Origin of the sequence: Paenibacillus sp. PvR098 (genome assembly GCF_017833255.1) — a bacterium.
Taxonomy (GTDB): Bacteria; Bacillota; Bacilli; order Paenibacillales; family NBRC-103111; genus Paenibacillus_G.
The window spans coordinates 146,120-168,600 of the sequence record NZ_JAFIBU010000001.1; the positions used below are offsets into that span (position 1 = coordinate 146,120).

The 22,481-nt window shown below is 51.9% G+C and carries 22 protein-coding genes; 21 read left to right on the forward strand and 1 reads right to left on the reverse strand.

The features are described 5' to 3' along the window. Positions 1–96: 96 nt before the first annotated feature. Complete coding sequence (gene rpsT, locus JOE45_RS00725; protein WP_210022009.1) at positions 97–369, reverse strand: 30S ribosomal protein S20; 273 nt, start codon at positions 367–369, stop codon at positions 97–99. A 192-nt stretch (positions 370–561) separates the two neighbouring features. Here rpsT and gpr point away from each other — a divergent pair, with 192 nt between their 5' ends. From gpr to JOE45_RS00830, 21 genes are all read left to right on the forward strand, one after another. Further along, positions 562–1,560 carry a GPR endopeptidase gene (gpr, locus tag JOE45_RS00730; protein ID WP_210022008.1) on the forward strand — a complete coding sequence of 333 codons (999 nt, stop codon included), beginning with the start codon at positions 562–564 and terminating at the stop codon, positions 1,558–1,560. A 234-nt stretch (positions 1,561–1,794) separates the two neighbouring features. Then, positions 1,795–3,045, forward strand: coding sequence for a stage II sporulation protein P (gene spoIIP / locus JOE45_RS00735; protein WP_210022007.1), 1,251 nt, complete (start codon positions 1,795–1,797; stop codon positions 3,043–3,045). A gap of 51 nt (positions 3,046–3,096) precedes the next feature. Next, complete coding sequence (locus tag JOE45_RS00740; protein WP_210022006.1) at positions 3,097–3,471, forward strand: hypothetical protein; 375 nt, start codon at positions 3,097–3,099, stop codon at positions 3,469–3,471. A gap of 86 nt (positions 3,472–3,557) precedes the next feature. Continuing rightward, on the forward strand, positions 3,558–5,369 hold the full coding sequence (gene lepA, locus JOE45_RS00745) for a translation elongation factor 4 (protein ID WP_280874457.1): 1,812 nt from the start codon (positions 3,558–3,560) through the stop codon (positions 5,367–5,369). Between the two features lie 99 nt (positions 5,370–5,468). After that, positions 5,469–6,641: a radical SAM family heme chaperone HemW gene (hemW, locus tag JOE45_RS00750; RefSeq protein ID WP_210022005.1), complete on the forward strand. Its 1,173-nt coding sequence runs from the start codon at positions 5,469–5,471 to the stop codon at positions 6,639–6,641. Between the two features lie 83 nt (positions 6,642–6,724). Next, complete coding sequence (locus JOE45_RS00755; RefSeq protein ID WP_210023481.1) at positions 6,725–7,192, forward strand: N-acetyltransferase; 468 nt, start codon at positions 6,725–6,727, stop codon at positions 7,190–7,192. 80 nt (positions 7,193–7,272) lie between these two features. After that, positions 7,273–8,307, forward strand: coding sequence for a heat-inducible transcriptional repressor HrcA (gene hrcA, locus JOE45_RS00760; protein ID WP_210022004.1), 1,035 nt, complete (start codon positions 7,273–7,275; stop codon positions 8,305–8,307). Beyond that, the gene (locus tag JOE45_RS00765; RefSeq protein ID WP_210022003.1) at positions 8,304–9,845 is read left to right on the forward strand and encodes a TCP-1/cpn60 chaperonin family protein; all 1,542 of its coding nucleotides are present in this window, start codon (positions 8,304–8,306) and stop codon (positions 9,843–9,845) included. Before hrcA ends, JOE45_RS00765 begins: the two co-directional genes overlap by 4 nt. A gap of 136 nt (positions 9,846–9,981) precedes the next feature. Next, complete coding sequence (gene grpE, locus JOE45_RS00770) at positions 9,982–10,605, forward strand: nucleotide exchange factor GrpE (protein WP_210022002.1); 624 nt, start codon at positions 9,982–9,984, stop codon at positions 10,603–10,605. A gap of 52 nt (positions 10,606–10,657) precedes the next feature. After that, complete coding sequence (dnaK, locus tag JOE45_RS00775; protein WP_210022001.1) at positions 10,658–12,496, forward strand: molecular chaperone DnaK; 1,839 nt, start codon at positions 10,658–10,660, stop codon at positions 12,494–12,496. An 83-nt stretch (positions 12,497–12,579) separates the two neighbouring features. After that, positions 12,580–13,695 (forward strand): molecular chaperone DnaJ, encoded by a 1,116-nt coding sequence (gene dnaJ, locus JOE45_RS00780; protein WP_210022000.1) that lies wholly within the window; start codon positions 12,580–12,582, stop codon positions 13,693–13,695. A gap of 127 nt (positions 13,696–13,822) precedes the next feature. Beyond that, a complete protein-coding gene (locus tag JOE45_RS00785; protein ID WP_210021999.1) occupies positions 13,823–13,972 on the forward strand; it encodes a YfhD family protein in 150 nt (49 codons plus the stop codon). A gap of 4 nt (positions 13,973–13,976) precedes the next feature. Beyond that, positions 13,977–14,348, forward strand: coding sequence for a hypothetical protein (locus JOE45_RS00790; protein ID WP_210021998.1), 372 nt, complete (start codon positions 13,977–13,979; stop codon positions 14,346–14,348). 206 nt (positions 14,349–14,554) lie between these two features. After that, positions 14,555–15,532: a 50S ribosomal protein L11 methyltransferase gene (gene prmA, locus JOE45_RS00795; RefSeq protein ID WP_210021997.1), complete on the forward strand. Its 978-nt coding sequence runs from the start codon at positions 14,555–14,557 to the stop codon at positions 15,530–15,532. A gap of 10 nt (positions 15,533–15,542) precedes the next feature. Then, a complete protein-coding gene (locus JOE45_RS00800; protein ID WP_210021996.1) occupies positions 15,543–16,220 on the forward strand; it encodes a site-2 protease family protein in 678 nt (225 codons plus the stop codon). Between the two features lie 147 nt (positions 16,221–16,367). Further along, positions 16,368–17,138: a 16S rRNA (uracil(1498)-N(3))-methyltransferase gene (locus tag JOE45_RS00805; RefSeq protein ID WP_210021995.1), complete on the forward strand. Its 771-nt coding sequence runs from the start codon at positions 16,368–16,370 to the stop codon at positions 17,136–17,138. Position 17,139: 1 nt separating this feature from the next. After that, positions 17,140–18,546 carry a tRNA (N(6)-L-threonylcarbamoyladenosine(37)-C(2))-methylthiotransferase MtaB gene (mtaB, locus tag JOE45_RS00810; protein ID WP_210021994.1) on the forward strand — a complete coding sequence of 469 codons (1,407 nt, stop codon included), beginning with the start codon at positions 17,140–17,142 and terminating at the stop codon, positions 18,544–18,546. A gap of 83 nt (positions 18,547–18,629) precedes the next feature. Next, the gene (locus tag JOE45_RS00815; protein ID WP_210021993.1) at positions 18,630–19,058 is read left to right on the forward strand and encodes an NUDIX hydrolase; all 429 of its coding nucleotides are present in this window, start codon (positions 18,630–18,632) and stop codon (positions 19,056–19,058) included. Beyond that, complete coding sequence (gene deoC, locus JOE45_RS00820; protein WP_210021992.1) at positions 19,059–19,742, forward strand: deoxyribose-phosphate aldolase; 684 nt, start codon at positions 19,059–19,061, stop codon at positions 19,740–19,742. It begins immediately after the preceding gene. Between the two features lie 19 nt (positions 19,743–19,761). Next, positions 19,762–21,132 (forward strand): class I SAM-dependent rRNA methyltransferase, encoded by a 1,371-nt coding sequence (locus JOE45_RS00825; protein WP_210021991.1) that lies wholly within the window; start codon positions 19,762–19,764, stop codon positions 21,130–21,132. Between the two features lie 53 nt (positions 21,133–21,185). Further along, the gene (locus JOE45_RS00830; protein WP_210021989.1) at positions 21,186–21,770 is read left to right on the forward strand and encodes a nitroreductase family protein; all 585 of its coding nucleotides are present in this window, start codon (positions 21,186–21,188) and stop codon (positions 21,768–21,770) included. The last annotated feature ends 711 nt before the right edge of the window (positions 21,771–22,481 follow it).

The window sequence follows — 22,481 nt, forward strand, 5'->3', positions numbered from 1 at the left end:
GCGGGATTCGGAGGAATCCTGCGAATTTTTCATGGCAAAATTAAAAAGACCATGTATCCTTTACGGATACATGGTCTTTTTTCGTCGCTCTTGATCTTAAGCCTGCGCGGAAAGAGCATTAAGCTTTTTCGCTAAGCGGGACTTTTTGCGGGCAGCGGCATTTTTATGGATCAATCCTTTGGTCGCTGCTTTGTCCAGCTTCTGGCTGGCAGCGATCAGGGCAGCTTTAGCTGTTTCCACGTTGCTGCTTGCTGCAGCTGTTTCGAAAGATTTTACAGCAGTGCGAAGCGCGGATTTATGAGAGGCATTGCGCAGACGGCGCTTTTCGCTCACTTTCACACGTTTAATCGCGGATTTAATGTTTGGCATGACGTTCACCTCCTACTACAACTTGCAAAAAACAAATGTAAAAATCATCATCGTAGACAACTCTTGATATTCTAACATGAGGCATTTCAAAATGCAATAGAAACGCAGGAGAGCGTCTGTAAAACTTTTGCATAACGTATACAGCTTTTTCACACTATATACCATGAGTACAATAGGAAAGGGGACGAGTTCATGGATCTGGACTTAAGCGCATATTCCGTCCGGACAGACCTGGCGCTGGAAGCACGTGAAATGGCTTCTTCCGCAGGTTCGTCCATACCGGGCGTACATACGTCGAATTTTGAGCAGGAAGGCATCCTTGTCAGTATGATCGATATTACCTCACGAGAAGGATCACAGGCTCTCGGGAAGCTGCCGGGTCATTATATTACGATTGAAGTCCCGGCGCTTCGCCAAAAAGACAGCGACCTTCAGGACAGGGTTGCCACCGTATTGGCTCAGGAATTCGAGAAGTTTATGAAAAAGCTTAACATTGCCCCAAACGCCAAAGTGCTCATTATCGGGCTTGGCAATTGGAATGTGACGCCCGACGCTTTGGGGCCGATGGTTGTCGAGAACGTGATGGTGACCAGACATTATTTTGAACTGATGCCCGATCAGGTAAGCCCCGGTTATCGTCCCGTCAGTGCGGTAGCGCCTGGGGTTCTGGGGACGACGGGGATCGAGACGAGCGAGATTGTGCAGGGAATCGTCGACCGGTCGAAGCCCGACCTGGTTATTGCCATTGATGCTCTAGCCTCACGCTCGCTCGAACGGGTGAATACGACGATTCAAATTGCCGACACGGGAATTCATCCGGGCTCGGGGATCGGAAATAAACGCAAGGGGCTGACGCTTGATACGTTAGGGGTTCCGTGTATCGCTATCGGCGTGCCTACCGTCGTTTACGCCTCTACGATCGTGAACAATGCATTTGATATGATGCATCATCATTTCCGCCAGCAAACTGCCAATACCGGGCAAATCCTTGGGCTGCTGGACAACATGCAGGAGCAGGAGCGGCTGCAGCTCGTCAAGGAAGTGCTTAATCCGCTCGGACACGATTTGCTAGTCACGCCCAAAGAGATCGACCAATTCATCGAAGACATTGCGAACATCATCGCCAGCGGCCTGAACGCAGCTTTACACGAAGCGGTAGATGTGGACAATGTGGCGGCATATACGCATTAACCCAGGGTGTAAAGTGTCTGATTGGCTTGTCAAAGCCGGTCAGACACTTTTTTTGAGTTGAACGGATGTCCATATGCCTCTTCTTCTATTTCGGTCTATTAATTTTTTGGTTCTATCGATTTGCTCATCCTCATAGAGTTGTATAGTAGTCAGTCGAGGAGTCGAATGTGCTGGCGGATGTAGAATGGACGCTTAGCACATACAGAACCGGAAGCAGTAGAAGGAGGAATGGCAATGAAATGGCCGGCGGTTACAGTGAGCTTGAGCAAGCTTCGAAAAGCGAAAGATTCCATTGGAGTGTATGCCCGGACCTATATGATTCTAATGACGGGATGCCTGTTGTTTTTTATAGCGCTGGGGCTGCTCGGATATGTGCATTCCCAGATGCAGAATGCGGAGCCGTCTTCTTCTATGAAGGGACTGGCCGCCTCGGTATCGAGCCAGTTTTTTACGGATATGATGGGAATGGAGATTCCCCATCTGCCGTCGGACGGAAAGACGCACACGTTCTCTCAATCGAATGTATCGAGCTTTTTGTTCTCGCTTGTGACCGATCTGAATCCCCACGATCCGAAGTCGTTGATCGCCCGTGAGGTTCCGGGCTTGGGCCAGAATCGAGCTGTTTTGCTGAGCAGAGGCGGGGGAACGGTGGATTCGCCGGTGGATTACGGGCCGAAGTCTGGGGTGTTCGAAAGGGAGGATTTGGGAGAGGCAGGCTCCATTACGGCGAATCCGGGAGCCGCGGCAGCAGGCCCGGTTCAAGGCCCCGAATATCCGCTGCCGACAGCGCAGCCCCCGAGGACTGCAGGCAAAAATGTCGCCTTCATCTATCAATCGCACAATCAGGAGTCTTATTTGCCGGAGCTTCCTGGAGTGAAGGATCCGGACAAGGCGTATGATCCTAAGAAAAATGTGACGCTCGTAGGTCGCAGGCTAGCGGAAAAGCTGGAGAAGGAAGGGATAGGGGCCGTGCACTCCGACAAAAACTATCCGGCGATCGAGCAAAGCTTCAATTACTATTATTCTTATAGATATTCTCTCAAAACGCTGCAAGAAGCCTCGACCGGACATCCTGACTTGAAATACTATTTTGATCTTCATCGGGATTCTCAGCGGCGTGACAAAACGACGGCCACCATTAATGGACAAACGTATGCGCAGGTTTACTTTATCATCGGCGGGAAAAATCCGAAATGGAATCAAAACTACGAGTTCGCCGAACAGATCGATAAGGTGCTCGAAGAAAAATATCCCGGTATCTCCAAAGGCATTCACGCCAAGTCCGGAGAAGGCAACGGAGTGTACAACCAGAACTTTTCCCCGAACAACGTTCTGATTGAAATCGGCGGGGTCGACAATACGCTGGAGGAGTGCTATCGCACCGCGGATGCGCTTGCTGCGGCAATCTCTCAAGTCATCCTGAATGCGGAGAAGGTGGATGCAGCACCGACTCCGACTCCGGCAGAGGAGAAAAAGCAAAGCTAAGCAAACGATCAGGGGTTTCACCTTATTTGATGGAAAGGGAGAGGAAAGCGCGTGAGAGGAAACGCATTCGTGAAGTATAGCTCCTTGGGGCTTGCCATGGCGTTCTGCATATTTTTCGGCGTGTCGCTTGCTACGCAGGGGACCGAACGGATCCACGGACCGCTAGTGAAAGCGCAGGCGGACCCGGCGTCTGCGTCACGCGCTTACAGCGCTGCACCGGCGGTTGGCAAGCCGGCCGCGGCAAGCGGCGCAGGGCCTGCGGTCAAGTTGGCCCCGGCGGTGAAACCGGAAGCAGCGCCGTCCGCAGAGCCGACGTCCGACACGGGGATCAACCGCATGGGCAACAAGGCAGGGGAACTGCTGCAGATTGCGGCTCATCACGGCATACGCGCTTTCGTCTCTCTAATTGAAGCTTTGTTGAAATGACAATCCGCCCTCCATTGAAGCATTCCTTCACAACTGCTATAATGAGAAGTATTGTAAATTTGCAGGTTAGTGAGGTTTAGCTGCCGATGGATATCCGAGCCAGACAGAAGAAAATCAGAAATTTTAGCATTATCGCCCATATCGACCATGGAAAATCGACGCTGGCTGACCGTATTCTCGAGTTCACCGGCGCGCTGTCGTCGCGTGAAATGCAGGAACAGGTACTTGACCAGATGGATTTGGAACGGGAGCGGGGGATCACAATCAAGCTGCAGGCCGTAAGGCTCAGCTACCGTGCCGATGACGGCGAAGAATATATATTGAACCTGATTGACACCCCGGGGCACGTCGACTTTACGTATGAGGTGTCGCGCAGCCTTGCGGCTTGTGAAGGCGCGCTGCTCGTCGTCGATGCAGCACAGGGTATTGAAGCGCAGACGCTGGCTAACGTATATCTGGCATTGGACAATAATTTGGAGATTTTGCCGGTTATTAACAAGATTGATTTACCAAGTGCGGACCCCGAGAGGGTAAAGCAGGAGGTCGAAGACGTCATTGGACTCGATGCCAGCGAAGCGGTGCTCGCATCGGCGAAGGCCGGTATAGGGATTAAAGAAATTCTCGAGCAGGTGGTCCAAAAGGTGCCGGCTCCGACGGGAGATCCGGATCAGCCGCTGAAGGCGCTCATTTTCGACTCACACTACGATCCGTACAAAGGGATTATCGTTTACGTCCGGGTTATTGACGGGTCCATCCGTTCGGGCTCCAAAATCAAGTTTATGGCGACGGAAAAAACGTTCGAAGTCATCGAGGTAGGGGCGTTCAAACCGCGGATGGGGACAGTCGAATCGCTGGAAGTCGGCGATGTTGGCTTCATCGTTGCAGGGATTAAGAACGTCGGCGACACCCGTGTCGGGGATACGGTCACGGATGCTAAGAACCCGACGCCGGAACCGCTCCCGGGTTACCGCAAAATCAACCCGATGGTATTCTGCGGTCTGTACCCGATTGAAACGAACGACTACAACGATCTGCGCGAAGCGCTCGAGAAGCTGCAGCTCAACGATGCCTCGCTCAGCTTCGAGCCTGAGACGTCGACAGCACTCGGATTCGGTTTCCGCTGCGGCTTCCTGGGGCTTCTCCACATGGAGATCATTCAGGAGCGGATCGAGCGGGAATTTGACATCCCTCTCATTACGACGGCGCCAAGCGTGGTGTTCCGCGTAACACAGACGGACGGCACTGTGCTGAACATTGAGAATCCTTCGCTGTTCCCTGAAATCGGGAAAATCGATTTTGTTGAAGAGCCGTTCGTTAAAGCTTCGGTCATCGTCCCTAATGACTATGTCGGGGCCATCATGGAGCTTTGCCAATTCAAGCGCGGCGAATATATCAATATGGAGTATCTTGATACGACGCGGGTCACGTTGACCTACGACATGCCGCTGTCGGAGATTGTTTACGACTTCTTTGATCAATTAAAATCAAGTACCAAGGGTTATGCGTCCTTTGACTATGAGCTTTCGGGCTATAAGCGTTCCAACCTGGTCAAAATGGACATCATGCTCAACGGAGAGCAGGTTGACGCCTTTTCCTTCATCGTCCACCGCGACCGCGCCTACAACCGCGGACGTATCATTTGCGAGAAGCTCAGGGAAATCATTCCCCGCCAAATGTTCGAGGTGCCTATTCAGGCGACGATCGGACAGAAGGTCATCGCCCGCGAAACGGTCAAAGCCATGCGGAAAAACGTTCTTGCTAAATGCTACGGAGGCGACATTTCCCGTAAACGGAAGCTGCTGGAGAAGCAGAAGGAAGGGAAAAAGCGCATGAAACAGGTCGGCAGTGTAGAGGTGCCGCAGGAAGCATTCATGGCGGTCCTGAAGATCGACGATTAGATCATTTTAATTTATGTAACAGGCAGGCAGGTGCGGGTAGAGGCTATTGCGGCTTCAAGCAGGCACCTGCTTTTGCCTTTCGAGGGATGGTGATTCAAAATGCTGCAGCACAAACAAACGCCCAAAGCGGTGTACCTTCATATCCCATTTTGCACGAACAAATGCCATTACTGCGACTTTAATTCGTATATATTGAAGGGCCAGCCGGTCATGGACTACTTGGATGCTCTGGAGCGGGAGATGGAGCAAACGGTGAAGGCCGTGCCCCCGGGAGAGATCGAAACGATATTTGTTGGCGGAGGAACGCCAACCGTGCTTACTCCGGAGCAGATGGAGAGCTTTTTGCATCGGGTGCGGACTTACTTTCCAAATTGGTCGCCGCAGGTGGAGTTTACGATGGAAGCGAACCCCGGCACGACCGATCGGGATAAGCTCCAAGCGATGAAAGAAGGCGGGATCAACCGGATCAGCTTCGGCGTGCAGTCGTTCAACAACGAACTATTGGAACGCATCGGCCGGATTCACAACACGGATGACGTTTATCGAAGTCTGGAGAACGCGCGGGCGATTGGATTTTCCAATATGTCCATCGATCTGATGTTCGGTTTGCCGAAGCAGACGCGCTCAATAATGGAAGATACGCTTCGAGAGGCTTTGGAACTGGATTTGCCCCATTATTCGATTTACAGCCTGAAGGTGGAAGAAAATACGTTGTTTCACTCCTTGTATGAACGGGGCGAGCTTCCACTGCCTGCAGAAGATGAGGAAGTCTCTATGTTTTCGCTTATTATGGAGCGGTTGAAGGCTGCGGGCTACGGTCAATATGAAATCAGCAATTTCGCCAAGCCAGGACATGAGAGTCGTCATAACTCGATGTATTGGCGCAATCAAAGCTATTACGGCCTTGGGGCTGGAGCCCACGGTTATGTCCATGGACACCGTCACATTAATATCAAAGGGGTACAGCCGTATATCGATGCGACCCGAAAAGGACGTCCGCTGCTGGAAACCAGTAGGGTAAGCGAAGAGGAAGCGATGGAAGATTTCATGATGGTCGGGCTTCGGCTGCTTCGAGGCGTTAGGAAGGCTGATTTTACCGAACAATTCGGTAGTAGGCTTGAGGATGTGTTCGGCCAAGTACTGGATAAGCTTTGTGGACAAGGACTGCTCGAAGCCTCACCGGAAGGCTATAGGCTGTCCACACGCGGAATATGGCTCGGCAATGAAGTGTTCGGCGAATTTTTGGGAGCGGTCGGGATAAAAAAAGGTTGAATATTTTATACGTTTTGTTGTATATTTATTCATATTATCTCATAGCAATTTTTTACTAGACGAATGGTGGGATCCCGATGAAAATGACCGTGACCTGCAGAAAAGCGACGGAACAAGATATAGATACGCTATACGTAATTATTCAAGGCTATGCCGAACAAGGAATTATGCTTCCACGCTCTAAGGAGATGCTCGCCTCGCAGATCGATACGTTCGTCGTGGCAGAGATCGACGGGGATTTAGTCGGCTGCGGTTCTCTGACAAGGCTTGGACAAGACCTGGTGGAAATCCGTTCCCTCGGTGTGACGAGCGGTTATAAGGGACAGGGGATCGGCAAAGCGCTTGTCGACTTTCTGGTCCGAGAAGCGAAAGAGCAGGGCATTCCGAAGGTCATGGCGCTGACATACGAAGTGGCATTCTTTCAAAAAAACGGGTTTGCCGTTGTGGATAAGGAGATCTTTCCCGAGAAGGTATGGAAGGACTGCATCCATTGCAAAAAGCAGCACTGTTGCGACGAAATCGCCGTTCTGAAACGGTTAGAGACGACTTGACACAGACCCTTTGGGTCTGTTATTTTTGTATTAGCTTAGCACTCTATAGGATGGAGTGCTAATGAAAAGGTGGGATGAATGTGCTAACCGAACGTCAACGTCATATTTTGAGCGCCATCGTAGATGATTATATTCGTTCAGCAGAGCCGGTCGGCTCCCGCAGCATATCCAAGCGCGGCAATGTGGGATTCAGCCCTGCCACCATCCGCAATGAAATGTCCGACCTGGAGGATTTGGGCTTCCTGGAGCAGCCGCATACGTCGGCCGGGAGGATTCCTTCTCATAAGGGTTACCGATATTATGTCGATCATTTAATGACTTATAACAATCTCGCGCATCATGAAGTAGATGTGCTAAAGCGATTTTTTGCCGATAGAATGCAGGAGATGGAACGGGCCATTCAGCACGCTGCGATGATTTTGTCTCAGCTGACCAATTATACGTCTATTGTGCTCGGCCCGGAGATGACCGGCACGACACTGAAGCATCTGCAGATTGTCCCTCTGACGGAACGGACGGCCGTTGCCATCATTGTAACGAATACCGGCCAGGTAGAAAATAAGACGGTCACGATTCCGGAAGGCATTCCGATGGGCGAGATCGAGAAGTTCGTCAACCTTCTGAATGCGCGGCTGAAGAACGTGCCGCTGCTTCATTTTAAATCCAAGCTGTACACGGAAATCGCGTCGGAAATGAGCAGCTTTATTTCCGGTTATGAGGAGCTTCTGATCATGCTCGACACCGTGATGAGCGGCGGAGAAGAAGAACGCGTATTTTTAGGCGGTACGACGAACATGCTCAGTCAACCGGAATTCAAAGATGTAGACAAGGTGAAGAGTATTCTCGATCTGCTTGCTGAAACACCGAAACTGGTCCAGTTATTTGCCGGAACGGCGGACGCAGGCGGAGGAATCCAGGTACGGATCGGAAGCGAGAATAAACTCGAAGCCGTCAATGACTGCAGCTTGATTACCGCTTCGTATTCTATAGACGGTCAACTGTTGGGCACGATCGGCATACTAGGTCCAACACGGATGGACTATGCTAAAGTGATGAAGCTGCTGGATCATTTGTCCAAGGATTTGACGGGGCATATGGAGCGCTGGTATAAATGAACCAGTTGAACAACGGAAGTCAGGATGGCGAGGAAGCCTATACAACGCTGAGAAACAACGCCAATGCTATCCGCGCGATCTGCTCGGCGGTGGAGGGGACGCTTGGGCCCAAAGGGCTTGACACAATGTTGGTAGGCGCTCATGGCGAAGTCATCATTACCAACGACGGCGTCACCATTCTGGAGAAGATGGACGTTACCCATCCCGCGGCAAGGCTGCTGATCCAAGTGGCTCGTTCCCAACAGGCGCAGGTGGGCGACGGTACTACGACCGCCACAGTGCTTGCGGGAGCGCTTGTAGCTGAAGGCGTTGCGCAGGTCGTGCGCGGCGTACCGGTATCCAAGGTCGTGCGCGGGGTGCAGGAGGGCATTGCTTTCGCTTTGCGTTCGCTGGCTCACCATTCGCGCCCCATCAACGGGCTCGACGATCCCTTGCTGTATCGCATTGCCTTCATCGCGGGGCGTGAGCATGCGGATTTGGCTGGACTCGTGATCGAAGGCGCGAAGCGGCTAGGGCTGCAGAAACTGCGGGAGGAGCATTTCCGCTTTTCAGATGTAGTCTTATCCCACGGCAAGGCGACGGGTGAAGTTTGGCCCGGCCTGCTTATTCAGAAACGGCCGGCCAATGCTCAGCTTGAGTTTCCGCCAGATACGGCTCAGATCCTGCTGCTCCAGGATGCGTTCGAGCCGGAAGCCATTGATGAAGAGGCTTTGACGACGGATGCCGGGTTCCACAAGCAAATGCAGCTTCGGGAGCAGTTCCGGGAGCTTCTCGGGAAGCTTGTCGAGCTGCGTGTTGGCTTTATTGCCTCGGAGCGGGGGATCGATCCGGAAGCGGAGCAGTTTTGCACCGATCACGGGATCATGGTGCTGCAGCGCCTGTCTCGGGTGGAGCTTCGCCGCATCGCCGAATATACTGGCGCCCGGCCGCTTCGTCGCAGCGGGCTGCGCAAGCCTGTCCATGAATTGGCGGGGTATCTCGGTTATGCCGGGCACGTGGCTTACGACGAACGGCTCGAGATTGTTCGTATGGGCGAGGGCAAAGGCCGAGCGCAAGTATCGATCGTCGTCGGCGCCAGCACGAGCGAGATAGTCGGCGAAAGGCTTCGCATCGCCCGAGACGCGGCTTCCAGCGTACAGGCCGGGCTGCGCGGCGGGTATTTACCCGGCGGTGGGGCTGCCGAGATGGCGGTTGCGCATGAGCTCGAACGGTATCGTGAGACGGTTCAGGGCATGGAAGGCTTCGGCATCGCAGCCGTTGTGCAGGCGCTGCGCAAGCCGCTTTCGCAAATCGTCGTGAATGCGGGCTATAATCCGCTCGAGAAGGTGGAGGAAGCCAAAGCTGCGCAGATTGCTTCGGGCAGCGACAGTCTCGGTATTGACTGTGACTCTGGAATGGTAAAGGATATGCTGGAGCAGGGAGTGATCGATCCGGCCGAGGTGAAGCTGTATGCTCTTCAAGCGGCAGGAGAGGTAGCGTCCGCTGTATTGCGCATTCACACCGTCATTAAAATGCGGGATTCGCGTTCCGAGGAGTGAACGCCGAATTAAGGTTGTGTTCACCGATACGGAATGGTTACAATATATAATAGAAATAAAGGGTCGCATCCCCTACATTGCGCGCTTATGCAGCGATAGAGGATGGTCCCTGATTCGGTTAAGGAGGTGACAGACATTGAACACGGAACAACAACAAGCGGACGGACGCCAGAAGGCAGGCGAACAGCCGGAGCAAGAGGCGAACGCTACATATGAAGCCGCAGCTAATAACGAAGCGAATGCTGCCGAGGCCGGAGACGGTAACGAGCAGGAGCAGGCAGCGACTGCTTCCGAATCCCAAGATGCTGTCAGTCAGGAGCTTGAGGAGCTTAGGAAGCAAGTGGAAGAAAATCAAGAGCGTTTCTTAAGAACTCAAGCCGATTTTGATAATTATAGACGGCGCACAATGAAGGAAAAGGAAGAATTCGCGAAGTACGCTTCCTTGAAACTCATAGAGCAGCTGCTCCCGGTAGTGGATAATTTCGAACGGGCGCTCACCGCAAGCAAAGACAACAAAGATTACGACGCTCTGGCTAAGGGCATTGATATGATTTTCCGTCAATTGGACGGAGTGCTGACCAGTGAAGGCTTGAAGCCTATGGAAACGGTGGGCACGCCTTTTAATCCGGAATACCATCAGGCGATCATGCAGGTGGATTCGGAGGAGCACGAGGAAGGCATTGTGGTGGAAGAGGTTCAGAAGGGCTACATCCTCAAGGATAAGGTACTTCGCCCTGCCATGGTCAAAGTGAGTTCATAAATCATAACATCATTGAACACGAAATAAACGAATTTAAGGGAGGCTAATCCTCATGAGTAAAGTAATTGGTATTGACCTTGGGACAACAAACTCTTGCGTTGCCGTTATGGAAGGCGGCGAAGCGGTTGTTATCCCTAATGCGGAAGGAAACCGTACAACCCCTTCGGTTATTGGCTTTAAGAAGGATGGAGAGCGTGTCGTAGGCGAAACGGCAAAGCGACAAGCGATCACAAACCCTGACCGCACGATCATGTCCATCAAGCGTCACATGGGTACGAATCATAAAGAGAAAATCGACGATAAAGAATATTCGCCGCAAGAAATTTCCGCTATGATTCTTCAGAAGCTGAAAGCTGATGCGGAAGCATACCTCGGTCAAACTGTAACACAAGCTGTTATTACGGTTCCGGCCTATTTCAACGACAGCCAACGTCAAGCGACGAAGGATGCCGGTAAAATCGCGGGCCTTGAAGTGCTTCGGATTGTGAACGAACCGACTGCGGCTGCTCTGGCTTATGGTCTGGAAAAGTCCGAGGATCAAACAATTCTCGTGTATGACCTTGGCGGCGGTACGTTCGACGTATCCATTCTGGAGCTTGGCGATGGCTTCTTCGAAGTTAAAGCTACCAGTGGGGATAACCGTCTGGGCGGCGACGATTTTGACCAAGTTATTATTGATTACCTCGTTTCCGAGTTCAAAAAAGAGCACAGTATCGACCTGAGTAAAGATAAAGCCGCGGTTCAACGTTTGAAGGATGCGGCCGAAAAAGCGAAGAAAGAGCTCTCCGGCGTATTAACGACAACCATTTCCCTGCCGTTTATTACGGTAGTGGATGGCGTACCGCAGCACTTGGAGGTCAACCTGACCCGTGCCAAATTCGAGGAGATTTCCGCTCCTTTGGTGGAAAGAACGATGAGTCCAACTCGCCAAGCTTTGAGCGATTCCGGACTTTCGGCCAATCAAATCGATAAAGTGGTGCTTGTCGGAGGTTCTTCCCGGATTCCTGCTGTACAGGAAGCTGTTAAACGCTTGATTGGTAAAGAGCCGCACAAAGGCGTGAATCCGGATGAAGTCGTTGCCCTGGGTGCTGCTGTTCAGGCGGGTGTATTGACTGGGGATGTTAAAGACGTTGTCCTGCTCGACGTAACGCCTCTTTCCCTCGGTATTGAAACCGCAGGCGGTGTGTTCACGAAGATGATCGAGCGCAACACGACGATTCCGACGACGAAATCGCAAGTGTTTACAACCTACGGCGACAACCAGCCAAGCGTAGAAATTCACGTGCTTCAGGGTGAGCGTGCGATGGCTGCAGACAATAAATCATTGGGCCGCTTCATCTTGGGAGACATTCCACCGGCGCCACGCGGGATTCCGCAAATCGAAGTTACCTTTGACATCGACGCGAACGGAATCGTCAACGTGTCTGCTCTCGATAAAGGCACAGGCAAAAGCCAAAAAATCACGATTACTTCCTCCAGCGGTTTGTCCGACGATGAAGTAGAGCGCATGATGAAGGACGCTGAGGCTCACGCTGAAGAGGACCGTAAGCGTAAAGAGCTTGTGGAAGTCCGCAACCAAGCGGATCAGCTCGTTTATTCCGTTGACAAGACGATCAAGGATTTGGGCGACAAGGTCGATCAGGCCGAAATAGATAAAGCCAATGATGCAAAAGAAAAATTGAAAAAAGCTCTCGAAGGCGATAACTTCGAGGAGATCAAAGCAGCCAGCGATGAGCTTACGGAAATCGTTCAGCAGCTGTCCGTGAAGCTGTATGAGCAAGCGTCTCAAGATGCTCAGGCTTCCGGTGGTGCAGAGGAAGCGCCGGGCGCTTCCAAAGGTAAAGATAACGTAGTAGATGCCGACTATGAAGTAGTCGACGACAAGAAGTAATAACCCGTTAGACACGCAGGGAGTCAAAGTCGGCACGACCGGCTTTGACTTTCCGTTTGTCGCCCGGGAATGGGAGTGGAACGATGAGCAAACGCGATTACTATGAAGTGCTCGGGGTTGGTAAGGAAGCTTCTCCGGAAGACCTTAAAAAAGCTTACCGCAAGCTGGCGCGTCAATATCACCCGGACGTCAATAAGGAAGCCGACGCTGAATCCAAGTTTAAGGAAGCGAAGGAAGCTTACGATGTTTTGAGCGACGATCAAAAGAAAGCGCAGTACGACCGCTTCGGCCACGTAGATCCGAACCAGGGTATGGGTGGCGGCGGTGGTCAGGATTTCGGCGGCTTCGGCGATATCTTCGACATGTTCTTCGGGGGAGGCGGCCAGCGCCGTAATCCGAACGCGCCACAGCGGGGGAACGATCTTCAGTACACATTGACGATCGAGTTTAAAGAAGCGGTGTTCGGCAAAAAAATCGATATTCATATTCCGCGGACAGAGACGTGCGAGACGTGCGAAGGGAGCGGGGCGAAGTCGGGTACCAAGCCGCAAACGTGCGGCGTCTGCCATGGCTCCGGCCAGCAGGAGGTCGTGCAGAACACGGCTTTCGGCCGCATTGTGAACCGCCGCGTCTGCTCGGCCTGCCAAGGCCAGGGCAAAATTATCAAGGACAAGTGCAGTACCTGCCACGGCTCGGGGAAGGTCAAAAAACAGCGGACAATCAATTTGAACATCCCGGCCGGAGTGGACGATGGAGCTCAGCTCCGTGTAACCGGCGAAGGCGAATCCGGAACGCGCGGAGGTCCTTCAGGAGATCTGTATGTCGTTATTCGGGTGAAGCCTCATGATTTTTTCGAGCGCGAGGGAGACGACATCTACTGTGAAGTGCCGTTGACTTTTGCACAGGCGGCGCTTGGAGACGAGATTGAAATTCCAACCTTGACAGAGAAGGTGAAGCTGAAAATCCCTGCAGGCACCCAAACGGATACGTATTTCCGTCTGAAGGGCAAAGGGGTTCCACGCCTTCGCGGGTACGGACAAGGAGATCAGCATGTTAAGGTCGTTGTCGTTACACCGACGAATTTGAACGATGAACAGAAGGAACTGCTGCGCGAATTTTCAAAGGTTGTTGGAGAGAATACAAATGAGCAGCAGCAATCGATATTTGAACGAATGAAAAAGGCATTTTTAGGTGACTAAAGGACACGGCAGGCTTTCCGCTGGAGCGGATTGCCTGCCGTGTTTTTTGTATATTTAGGAGTTCGGAAGTTGAAACTAATTTCATTGTGTCAAGCGATCACCTACTATTGGACAGGAGGTATTACACATGAATGCAAAGAACAATGCACAAAATGAACTGCCCATAGCCAAAAACGAGGACGTTGAATTCTCAAGCGAGCTGGCAGATGCCGAAGACATGGAGGCCAACCGCCGCGCCGAAGCAGCCGACAGCCGTCAGGAAAAGGATCGAGGGTAGCGCGATGTCCGAGAGAAGCATACTTGCCTATTTTCACTCGCCGGAGGAAGCGGAAGGGGTCGCTTCTAAGCTGAAAGCGCTGCGTGCCATTGACGTATCCGTTGACCGATTCGGCAAATATCCCGGGGATGGTGTCGATCACATCATGAACCCGATCACTAGCGATTTTCCGGGACTGGGGTACTTGACGCAAAGCGCCGACTTCAATAGCCGCGATGCGGCTGTGCTGGCCGCTGCGGACGTAGACGCCAGCGGCATGGCGGGCGGAGCCGAATCAGGCCCGACCGGCAGGGATATCGTACTCGCCGCAGTAGTGGATGAGAGCGTATATGAACAGGCTCTCCGCGTCATACACGATGGCGGGGGCACACCGTAGGCTGAATTAGAGAGTCGGCGTCCGAACAGGACACCGGCTTTTTATAATGATAGAATGGTTCTTCATCGAAAGGACTTCGAATTAAACTTTTTTATTTTTTAAAATAACGGCTGAGGCTCTTTTCTACATAAAGTTTTACCCGTATCAGGAATTGTTGTACAATAGGCGTAATGTGCTTTTTTACCGAATGGAGGCTGGATAAGTTAATGCGATGGCATGAAGTGACGGTTCACACAACCGAAGAAGCGATCGAAATGATCTCGAATTTTATACATGAGCTGGGAGCCGGCGGAGTATCAATTGAGGAGTCGGGCACGCTGAACAAGCAGAGGGATACCTCATTTGGACAGTTGTACGAGCATCCGCTGAACAATATTCCCGAAGGACGCGCCGTCATTAAGGGGTATTTTTCCGAAGGTACGGATATGGAGGTCATTCTGCGGGAGCTGAAGCTTTCCGTGGAGCTGCTGAGCGGATACGATATCGATACCGGCGAACCAACGTATGAGCTGAAGGACGTAGATGACGAAGACTGGGCTGATGCCTGGAAGCAGTACTTTAAGCCGCTTCGCATCACTGACCGGTTGACGATCAAGCCGACCTGGGAGGATTACATACCCGGACCGGACGAGCTGATCTTAGAGCTTGATCCAGGCATGGCGTTCGGTACGGGAACGCATGCTACAACCGCGCTTTGTCTAAAGACGCTCGAAGGCGTCATTGAAGGCGGAGAAGACGTGATTGATGTCGGAACAGGCTCCGGCGTGCTGGCGATTGCCGCGGCCAAGCTGGGAGCAGGTCACGTGCTCGCGCTGGATCTCGATCCTGTCGCCGTCTACAGCGCAACGGAGAATGTCAGGTTGAATGGGTTGGACCAGCAAATTACTGTGAAGCTGAGCGATTTGCTTCAGGTGATCAATGAGAGCCGCTCCAATAGTGCAGAAGGTCCGCTTGGGGTGAAGCTGCCTGTACAGGTGGTTGTTGCTAACATTCTGGCGGAAATTATTTTGATGTTCGTTGACGATGTGTATGAAGTGCTGGAATCGGGTGGAAGCTACATCGTATCCGGCATAATTAAAGCGAAGCAGGAGTCGGTGGAGGAGGCTTTGACGGCCGCCGGTTTTGTCATGACGGAGCGTCATGAGGATCAGGATTGGGTCGTGCTCATCGCAAGAAAGCCGTAGGTGAGCGAGAGTGGACTGGAATTCGTTCTTAGCTTTCAATGTCGAGCAGATGCCCTTCGTTTTCCTGGTGCTGCTGATCGCTTTTTCCGTACATGAGTTCTCTCATGCCTATTTTGCCGACAGATTCGGAGATTCGACCCCACGTTCGATGGGGCGCTTAACGCTCAATCCGCGCGTGCATTTGGATTGGCTCGGTATGATCTTCTTTCTTATCATAGGGATTGGCTGGGCCAAACCCGTGCTCGTGAACCGCAGTAACTTTAAATACCCGAGAAGAATGGGCATTATCGTATCCTTTGCGGGGCCGTTCAGCAACCTGGTGCTTGGATTTATCAGCTTGATCATTCTGTACGCTGTGCACCAGTTCAATCTGCTGGCCGGAATGTCATCCGGCATCAGCATGGCGATCAATCTTTTTTTGACGCTGATGGTGACACAGAACGTCTTTTTGTTCATACTGAACCTCATTCCTTTCCCGCCGCTCGATGGCTACCGCATTATAGAAGATCTGCTGCCGCGCAGCATTTTGATGAAAGTGAAGCCGTATGAGCAGTGGCTGTTTTTCGCGATCCTGCTGATGTTCTTCATTGAGCCGATTCGCAGGGTGACGCTGGGGCCGATCTTCGCGCTGCAAACTCCGATTCTCGAATTCTTTCGGTCGGTGGTCAGCCTGATATTCGGAAGCTAGCTTGTTGATAAGAGCCTATATGGTAACGTGGTGCCTTTTTGCTAACTATACTGGTTTTTGGAGCAAAAAAAGTGTATGATGAAGGATGACCGTTTCTACTTTATGTATAAGCGGTCAGACTTATTTTGGCGGAAGTGACGGATAAACATGCAAAGATATTTCATTCAGCCGGATCAGTTCACGGACGAGACGGTAAACATAACCGGTGACGACGCCCACCATTTGACACGTGTGATGCGGTCGAAGCCGGGTGATACATGTATAGTGAGCGACGGAATAGACCGCGAAGCTTTAGTGCGGCTGAGGGTAGTGGAGCCTCAGCAGGTCGTTGCCGACGTAATCGAAAGGCTTCCCATGGATAATGAGCCTGCCGTCGATGTTTGGGTGGCGCAAAGCTTGCCGAAAAGCGACAAGATGGAGCTCGTGATTCAGAAGGGAACGGAGATCGGGGCGGCTGGGTTTATTCCCTTCGTGTCTGAGCGAACCGTTGTACAATTGGACAGCAAGAAGGAAGGAAAGCGGCTCGAGCGTTGGCAAAAGATCGCCAAGGAAGCCGCAGAGCAGGCTCATCGCAATCGCGTGCCGGCAGTGGAATCAGTGTTATCCTGGAAGGAATTGCTGCGTCTTGCAGAAGAAGCGGATGCGGCCTGGATATGCTATGAAAAGCAAAGCGTTCAGGAGCTTCGAGGTCAGATCCGGCAGGCCGTTTCGTCACGCCAGGATGTGAGCCGCCGCCTGAAGCTGCTGCTCATGATCGGACCCGAAGGCGGGTTCAGCGAGCGGGAAGCGGAGGAGGCGGAAGCGGCAGGCTGCCGCGCCGTCAGCCTGGGCAAACGCATACTTCGAACGGAGACGGCCGCGATGGTCGGACTCACGTGTATTTTATACGAAACCGGAGAGATGGGAGGAGAAGAGTAACATGGCGACAGTCGCTTTTCACACACTGGGCTGTAAAGTCAACTTTTATGATACGGAAGCGATCTGGCAGCTGTTTAAGCAGGATGGATACGAGCAGGTTGATTTTGAATCGACCGCTGACGTATATGTCATCAACAGTTGTACGGTTACGAATACAGGAGATAAAAAAAGCCGTCAAATGATCCGGCGTGCGATCCGCAGAAATCCGGAGGCGATCGTAGCGGTAACGGGCTGCTATGCACAAACATCTCCTGCCGAAATTTTGGCGATTCCAGGAGTCGATCTGGTGATCGGGACGCAGGACCGGGACAAAATTATGCCTTACGTGAAACAGCTGGAGCAGGAACGCCAGCCGATTAATGCCGTGCGCAACATCATGAAAACCCGTACGTTCGAGGAGCTCGACGTGCCGGATTTTGCCGATCGCACACGCGCTTTTCTCAAAATTCAAGAGGGCTGCAATAATTTCTGCACCTTCTGTATCATTCCATGGTCGCGCGGTCTAATGCGCAGCCGCGAGCCTCAAAGCGTGCTTCATCAAGCCCGTATGCTGGTCGATGCCGGATATCAGGAGATCGTGCTAACGGGTATTCACACGGGTGGTTACGGTGAGGATATGGAGGATTATAGCCTGGCCAAGCTGCTTTGGGATTTGGACAAGGTAGAAGGCCTGAAGCGCATTCGCATCAGCTCCATCGAAGCAAGCCAAATCACTGACGAGGTGCTGGAAGTATTGCAAAAGTCGGACAAAATGTGCCGTCACCTGCATATTCCGCTGCAAGCCGGAGATAACGACGTACTGGGGCGGATGCGCAGAAAATATACGACGGAACAGTTTGCGCAAAAAATCGAGCACATTCACCGCATTATGCCGGGGGTTGCAATCACGACGGACGTAATTGTAGGCTTCCCGGGGGAAACGGAAGAGATGTTCCGCAACGGATACCGTTTCATGCAAGAAATGAAATTCTCGGAAATGCACGTATTTCCGTACTCCAAACGGACCGGTACGCCGGCAGCCCGGATGGAGGATCAAGTCGACGAAGAAATCAAAAACAAACGAGTGCATGAGCTCATTGATTTGTCGGAGCACATGCAGTTGGATTATGCCAAGCAATTTGTGGGCAGCGTGCTGGAGGTCATCCCTGAGCGCGACTACAAGGGACAGCCGGGCAGCGGCCTGATCATGGGCTATTCGGACAATTATATTCAAGTCGTGTTCGAGGGCAGCGAGGAGTGGATCGGTCAGGTATGCCGGGTTAAGATTACCGAAGCCGGAGTCAACGAATGCCGCGGCCAAATCGTCCGCGCGCCGGAGACGGTTGCCGTAAGCTCGTCCTCAAGAAAGCCGTCTGGAGCGAACGCTGCTGAAACCATCCCTGGACAAGCAGCCAAGGCTATCGTATAGGATAAAAAGGAGAGGATTTCGTCGGGAGCGCAAGTTTCCGATGAAGTCCTTTCCATTTCTAGCTATGAGAAAGGGTGAGGTCGATGAAGGAAATTTCGGCCGGAGGCGTCGTGTTCCGCAAGCTCGGGGATGACTTGCAGGTGCAAATGATTCAGGACCGGTACGGTAAAATAACGCTGCCTAAAGGGAAGATGGAGCCCGGCGAGACGATCGAACAAACCGCCCTCCGCGAAATTGCTGAGGAAACGGGGATCATCGGCACGATTGTGCAGCCGCTGGAGAAAATTACGTATCAATTTACGTTGTCCGGCGTAGGCTTAGTGGATAAAGAGGTACACTATTATTTGGTAGAGGCAACGGGTGGATCGCTGCAGGCCCAAGTAGAGGAAATTCGCGGTGTAGAGTGGCTCGATCCGATTACTGCTTGGCAGCAGCAGACACAGTCTGGGTATGGAAATAACGATTCGGTTCTAAAAAAAGCGCTGGAAGCGCTGGGATATGAGGTGAGGTAAATGACCGGATTTGATGTGAAAGCATTGCCTTCCTACATTGACCATACGCTGCTTAAAGCGGATGCAGACCATGATGCGATTCTCAAGCTCTGTGAAGAGGCGAAGCAGTACGGGTTTTACAGCGTATGCGTGAACGGTGTTTGGGTTCCGCTTTGCCGTGAGCTTCTGCAGGATTCCGTCGTGAAGATCAGCGTCGTATGCGGATTTCCGCTAGGAGCCAGCGACACTAAGGTAAAAGCCTTTGAAGCGGCTAAAGCGGTTGAACAAGGAGCTAATGAAATCGACATGGTGCTTCAAATCGGGAAGCTGATACAAGGCGATCATGACGCGGTCCGTGACGATATCCGTGCAGTGGTAAAAGCTGTAGAGGGACAAGCGATTGTCAAGGTCATTTTCGAAACGGGCGTTTTGACGGATGAGCAAAAAACAGCCGCCTGCCGCCTATCCGAGGAAGCGGGAGCCCAATATGTAAAAACGTCAACCGGCTTTGGGAAAGGCGGAGCGACGCTTGAGGATGTGGCACTCATGCGCCGGAGCGTATCCTCTTCGATCGGAGTAAAAGCGTCCGGAGGCGTTCGTGACCTGGAAACCGCAATGAAAATGATCGAAGCAGGTGCGACCAGACTCGGGACGAGCTCAGGTGTTGCATTGATGACAGGGCTTGCGGGCTCTTCGTCTTATTAATTTGTTGGAGGCTTGAGCTATGGCAGTCGTTTATTTACAGAAAAAAAGAAAGAAGCGTCTTGAGGAAGGCCACCCTTGGGTATTCCGTTCGGAAATCGAACGGGTGGAGGGGGAAGCCGTTCCTGGCCGGCTTGCTTCCATACATACGCATACCGGCCAGTTTGTTGCGGCCGGCTACTACAATCCGGCTTCGCAGATTGCGGTCCGGGTTGTTTCTTATGAGCCGTTGGAGGAAATAAACCAGGATTTCTTTATTCGGCGGTTACGGGAGTGTAAAGAGCACCGCGAGCGGTTCCTTCCAGATGCCCGAAGCTATCGCTTGGTCTATGGAGAAGCGGATTTGTTGCCGGGCCTGATCGTTGATAAATTTGAGGATGTGCTGGTTGTTCAGATACTGACGCTGGGCATGGAAGAAGCCAAAGAAGCCATGATCGCCGCTTTGATCGAAGTGATGCAGCCGGCAGGTATTTATGAACGCAGCGATGTGTCGGTACGGGAGCTGGAGGGTCTCACACAGCGCAAGGGGCTGCTTTATGGCGAATGCCCGCGGCATGTAACCATACGCGAGAACGGACTGCTGCTTGAGGTCGATATCGAACAAGGCCAGAAGACAGGCTATTTCTTCGACCAACGGGAGAACCGGGCGGCTTTGGCCCCACTTATGAAGGGCTGGGGCAAGCGAAGCGGTATTGAGCTTAGAGAGCAATTGTTGGACGACGGAACGGTGAAGCGGATTCCCGTGAACAAAAGCGGAACCGAGGTGACGTTTCCTTATTGGGACGGCGCTACGGTGCTGGAGTGCTTCTCGCATACCGGCAGCTTTACGCTGAACGCTTGCGCTTACGGGGCAAAGAAAGTGACCTGCCTGGATATATCGGAGCATGCGGTGGATACCGCCAAGCGGAACGTGGAGCTCAACGGATTCGAGGAACGGGTGGAGTTCGTGGTTGCCGATGCGTTCGATTATTTGCGCGAGCAGTCCCGCGGTCTTGACATTCGGCAGGAACGTGCGCAAGCGGATCGGCGGAAGGTGGATACCTCCGTCCCTCTTGTGAGTAAAGGAAGGACGTGGGATGTTGTCATTCTGGATCCTCCGGCCTTTGCCAAATCGCGAAGCGCCGTGGAAGGAGCCTGCAGAGGCTACAAAGACATCAACCTGCACGGAATGAAGCTGGTGAATGAGGGCGGCTATTTGGTAACAGCCAGCTGCTCGTACCACATGAAGCCGGAGCTGTTTCTGGAGACGATTCATGCTGCGGCGGTGGATGCGGGCAAGACGCTTCGTTTGATTGAATTCCGCAATGCCGGGAAGGATCATCCGCGAATTTTGGGCGTCGACGAAGGCAATTATTTAAAATTTGCTATTTTTGAAGTGCGGAGCAAGCGATAACCGAGTACATGTTTTACAGTGTTAAGATGCCGTTCAATGAGGAGAGGTGTCGGATGATGGGAAGCATGCGTTTGGAGGAAGCGATTCAGGGCCGACGGAGTGTCGGACGGGTGAAGCAGGATCCGATCTCCAGGGAGCAAATCGAAGAGGTGCTGGAGGCGGGGAACTGGGCCCCAAGTCATCATGGAACTGAGCCGTGGCGTTTCTTTGTCATGACGGGCAAAGGGCGGCAGGTGCTGGCTGATGCCTATGCTGATATAGTGTCGGATAAAGCTCCGCAGCTCACGAAGGAGGATTTGGAGGGATTGCGGGCGAAGCAAGCCGCCAAGGCGTTCCGCGCACCGGTCGTGATCGCTGTCGTTGTTTCGCCAACGGATGCTAAGGGTGTTATTCAAATCGAAGAATTTGCTGCAGTGCATGCCGCCGTGCAAAATATGCTCTTGACGGTACATGCTCTGGGCCTTGGAGCGATCTGGCGCTCCGGCGAACCGATGTACCACGCGCGGATGAAGCAAGCCTTCAAGCTGACCGATAAGGAAGAAATGGTCGGACTGCTGTACATGGGGATTCCGGATATGCCACAGCCGGAAGGCAAGCGGAGACCTGCAGCGGACAAAACGGTGTGGATGACGGATTGACGGACAGTACTCTGTATTCAATACAATAGAAGTGACCAGTAAACAGAAGGGCGATATCCTGTGGGGGTATCGTCTTTTTTGGTGCAGTTAGCTCATTTTTACGCAAAAAAAACCTGCTCATTCCATATTGGGAACGAACAGGGTGTCAAACTACATAACCTAAATCCACCATATCACCTCATTCATTAGATCATAAAAATGGGGGCTGGAGTATCTTCTTAATCGTTGTCTGATAATCCATGCTTATCTAATAATTTATAAGTTTCATGTCTTACCTCTACGATATAATCAATAAAAGAAGTGATAAATTTAATCATTTGAATTACCTCCTTCTATATCATTGTGAACTTCTTAATCGTGGTCTGATAACCCATGCTGGTCTAATAATCGGTAGGTTTCGGTTTTTACTTCTGCGAAATAGTCGATAAAAGAAGTGAAAAATTTAATCATTTGAAATGACCTCCTTGTAAATATTGTATCTTTATTATCTTGTATGCAACACCATTTGACAAAGCTGATATACCTCCATGAAAGCGACAATCATTGGCAATGAAAACCAATGAAAACGTAAGTCATAGTCCATAATCTTATGATTTCGAGGTTTTACGCTGTTTTTCTCCTCTTTAGGAACATGTAGCTGGAATTTGGCATGCAGGTTCAATAGTTGTTCACATTTAGAACGTTTGTTCCTGTTTTGAAAAATGTTATAAT

Coding starts and splice junctions, on each gene's coding strand:
- JOE45_RS00805 (WP_210021995.1), top strand. CDS start 16,368: ATGCAAAGATATTTCATTCAGCCGGATCAGTTCACGGACGAGACGGTA.
- dnaK (WP_210022001.1), top strand. CDS start 10,658: ATGAGTAAAGTAATTGGTATTGACCTTGGGACAACAAACTCTTGCGTT.
- mtaB (WP_210021994.1), top strand. CDS start 17,140: ATGGCGACAGTCGCTTTTCACACACTGGGCTGTAAAGTCAACTTTTAT.
- JOE45_RS00790 (WP_210021998.1), top strand. CDS start 13,977: ATGTCCGAGAGAAGCATACTTGCCTATTTTCACTCGCCGGAGGAAGCG.
- JOE45_RS00785 (WP_210021999.1), top strand. CDS start 13,823: ATGAATGCAAAGAACAATGCACAAAATGAACTGCCCATAGCCAAAAAC.
- JOE45_RS00825 (WP_210021991.1), top strand. CDS start 19,762: ATGGCAGTCGTTTATTTACAGAAAAAAAGAAAGAAGCGTCTTGAGGAA.
- gpr (WP_210022008.1), top strand. CDS start 562: ATGGATCTGGACTTAAGCGCATATTCCGTCCGGACAGACCTGGCGCTG.
- rpsT (WP_210022009.1), bottom strand. CDS start 369: ATGCCAAACATTAAATCCGCGATTAAACGTGTGAAAGTGAGCGAAAAG.
- lepA (WP_280874457.1), top strand. CDS start 3,558: ATGGATATCCGAGCCAGACAGAAGAAAATCAGAAATTTTAGCATTATC.
- dnaJ (WP_210022000.1), top strand. CDS start 12,580: ATGAGCAAACGCGATTACTATGAAGTGCTCGGGGTTGGTAAGGAAGCT.
- JOE45_RS00815 (WP_210021993.1), top strand. CDS start 18,630: ATGAAGGAAATTTCGGCCGGAGGCGTCGTGTTCCGCAAGCTCGGGGAT.
- spoIIP (WP_210022007.1), top strand. CDS start 1,795: ATGAAATGGCCGGCGGTTACAGTGAGCTTGAGCAAGCTTCGAAAAGCG.
- prmA (WP_210021997.1), top strand. CDS start 14,555: ATGCGATGGCATGAAGTGACGGTTCACACAACCGAAGAAGCGATCGAA.
- JOE45_RS00830 (WP_210021989.1), top strand. CDS start 21,186: ATGATGGGAAGCATGCGTTTGGAGGAAGCGATTCAGGGCCGACGGAGT.
- hemW (WP_210022005.1), top strand. CDS start 5,469: ATGCTGCAGCACAAACAAACGCCCAAAGCGGTGTACCTTCATATCCCA.
- JOE45_RS00755 (WP_210023481.1), top strand. CDS start 6,725: ATGACCGTGACCTGCAGAAAAGCGACGGAACAAGATATAGATACGCTA.
- deoC (WP_210021992.1), top strand. CDS start 19,059: ATGACCGGATTTGATGTGAAAGCATTGCCTTCCTACATTGACCATACG.
- JOE45_RS00765 (WP_210022003.1), top strand. CDS start 8,304: ATGAACCAGTTGAACAACGGAAGTCAGGATGGCGAGGAAGCCTATACA.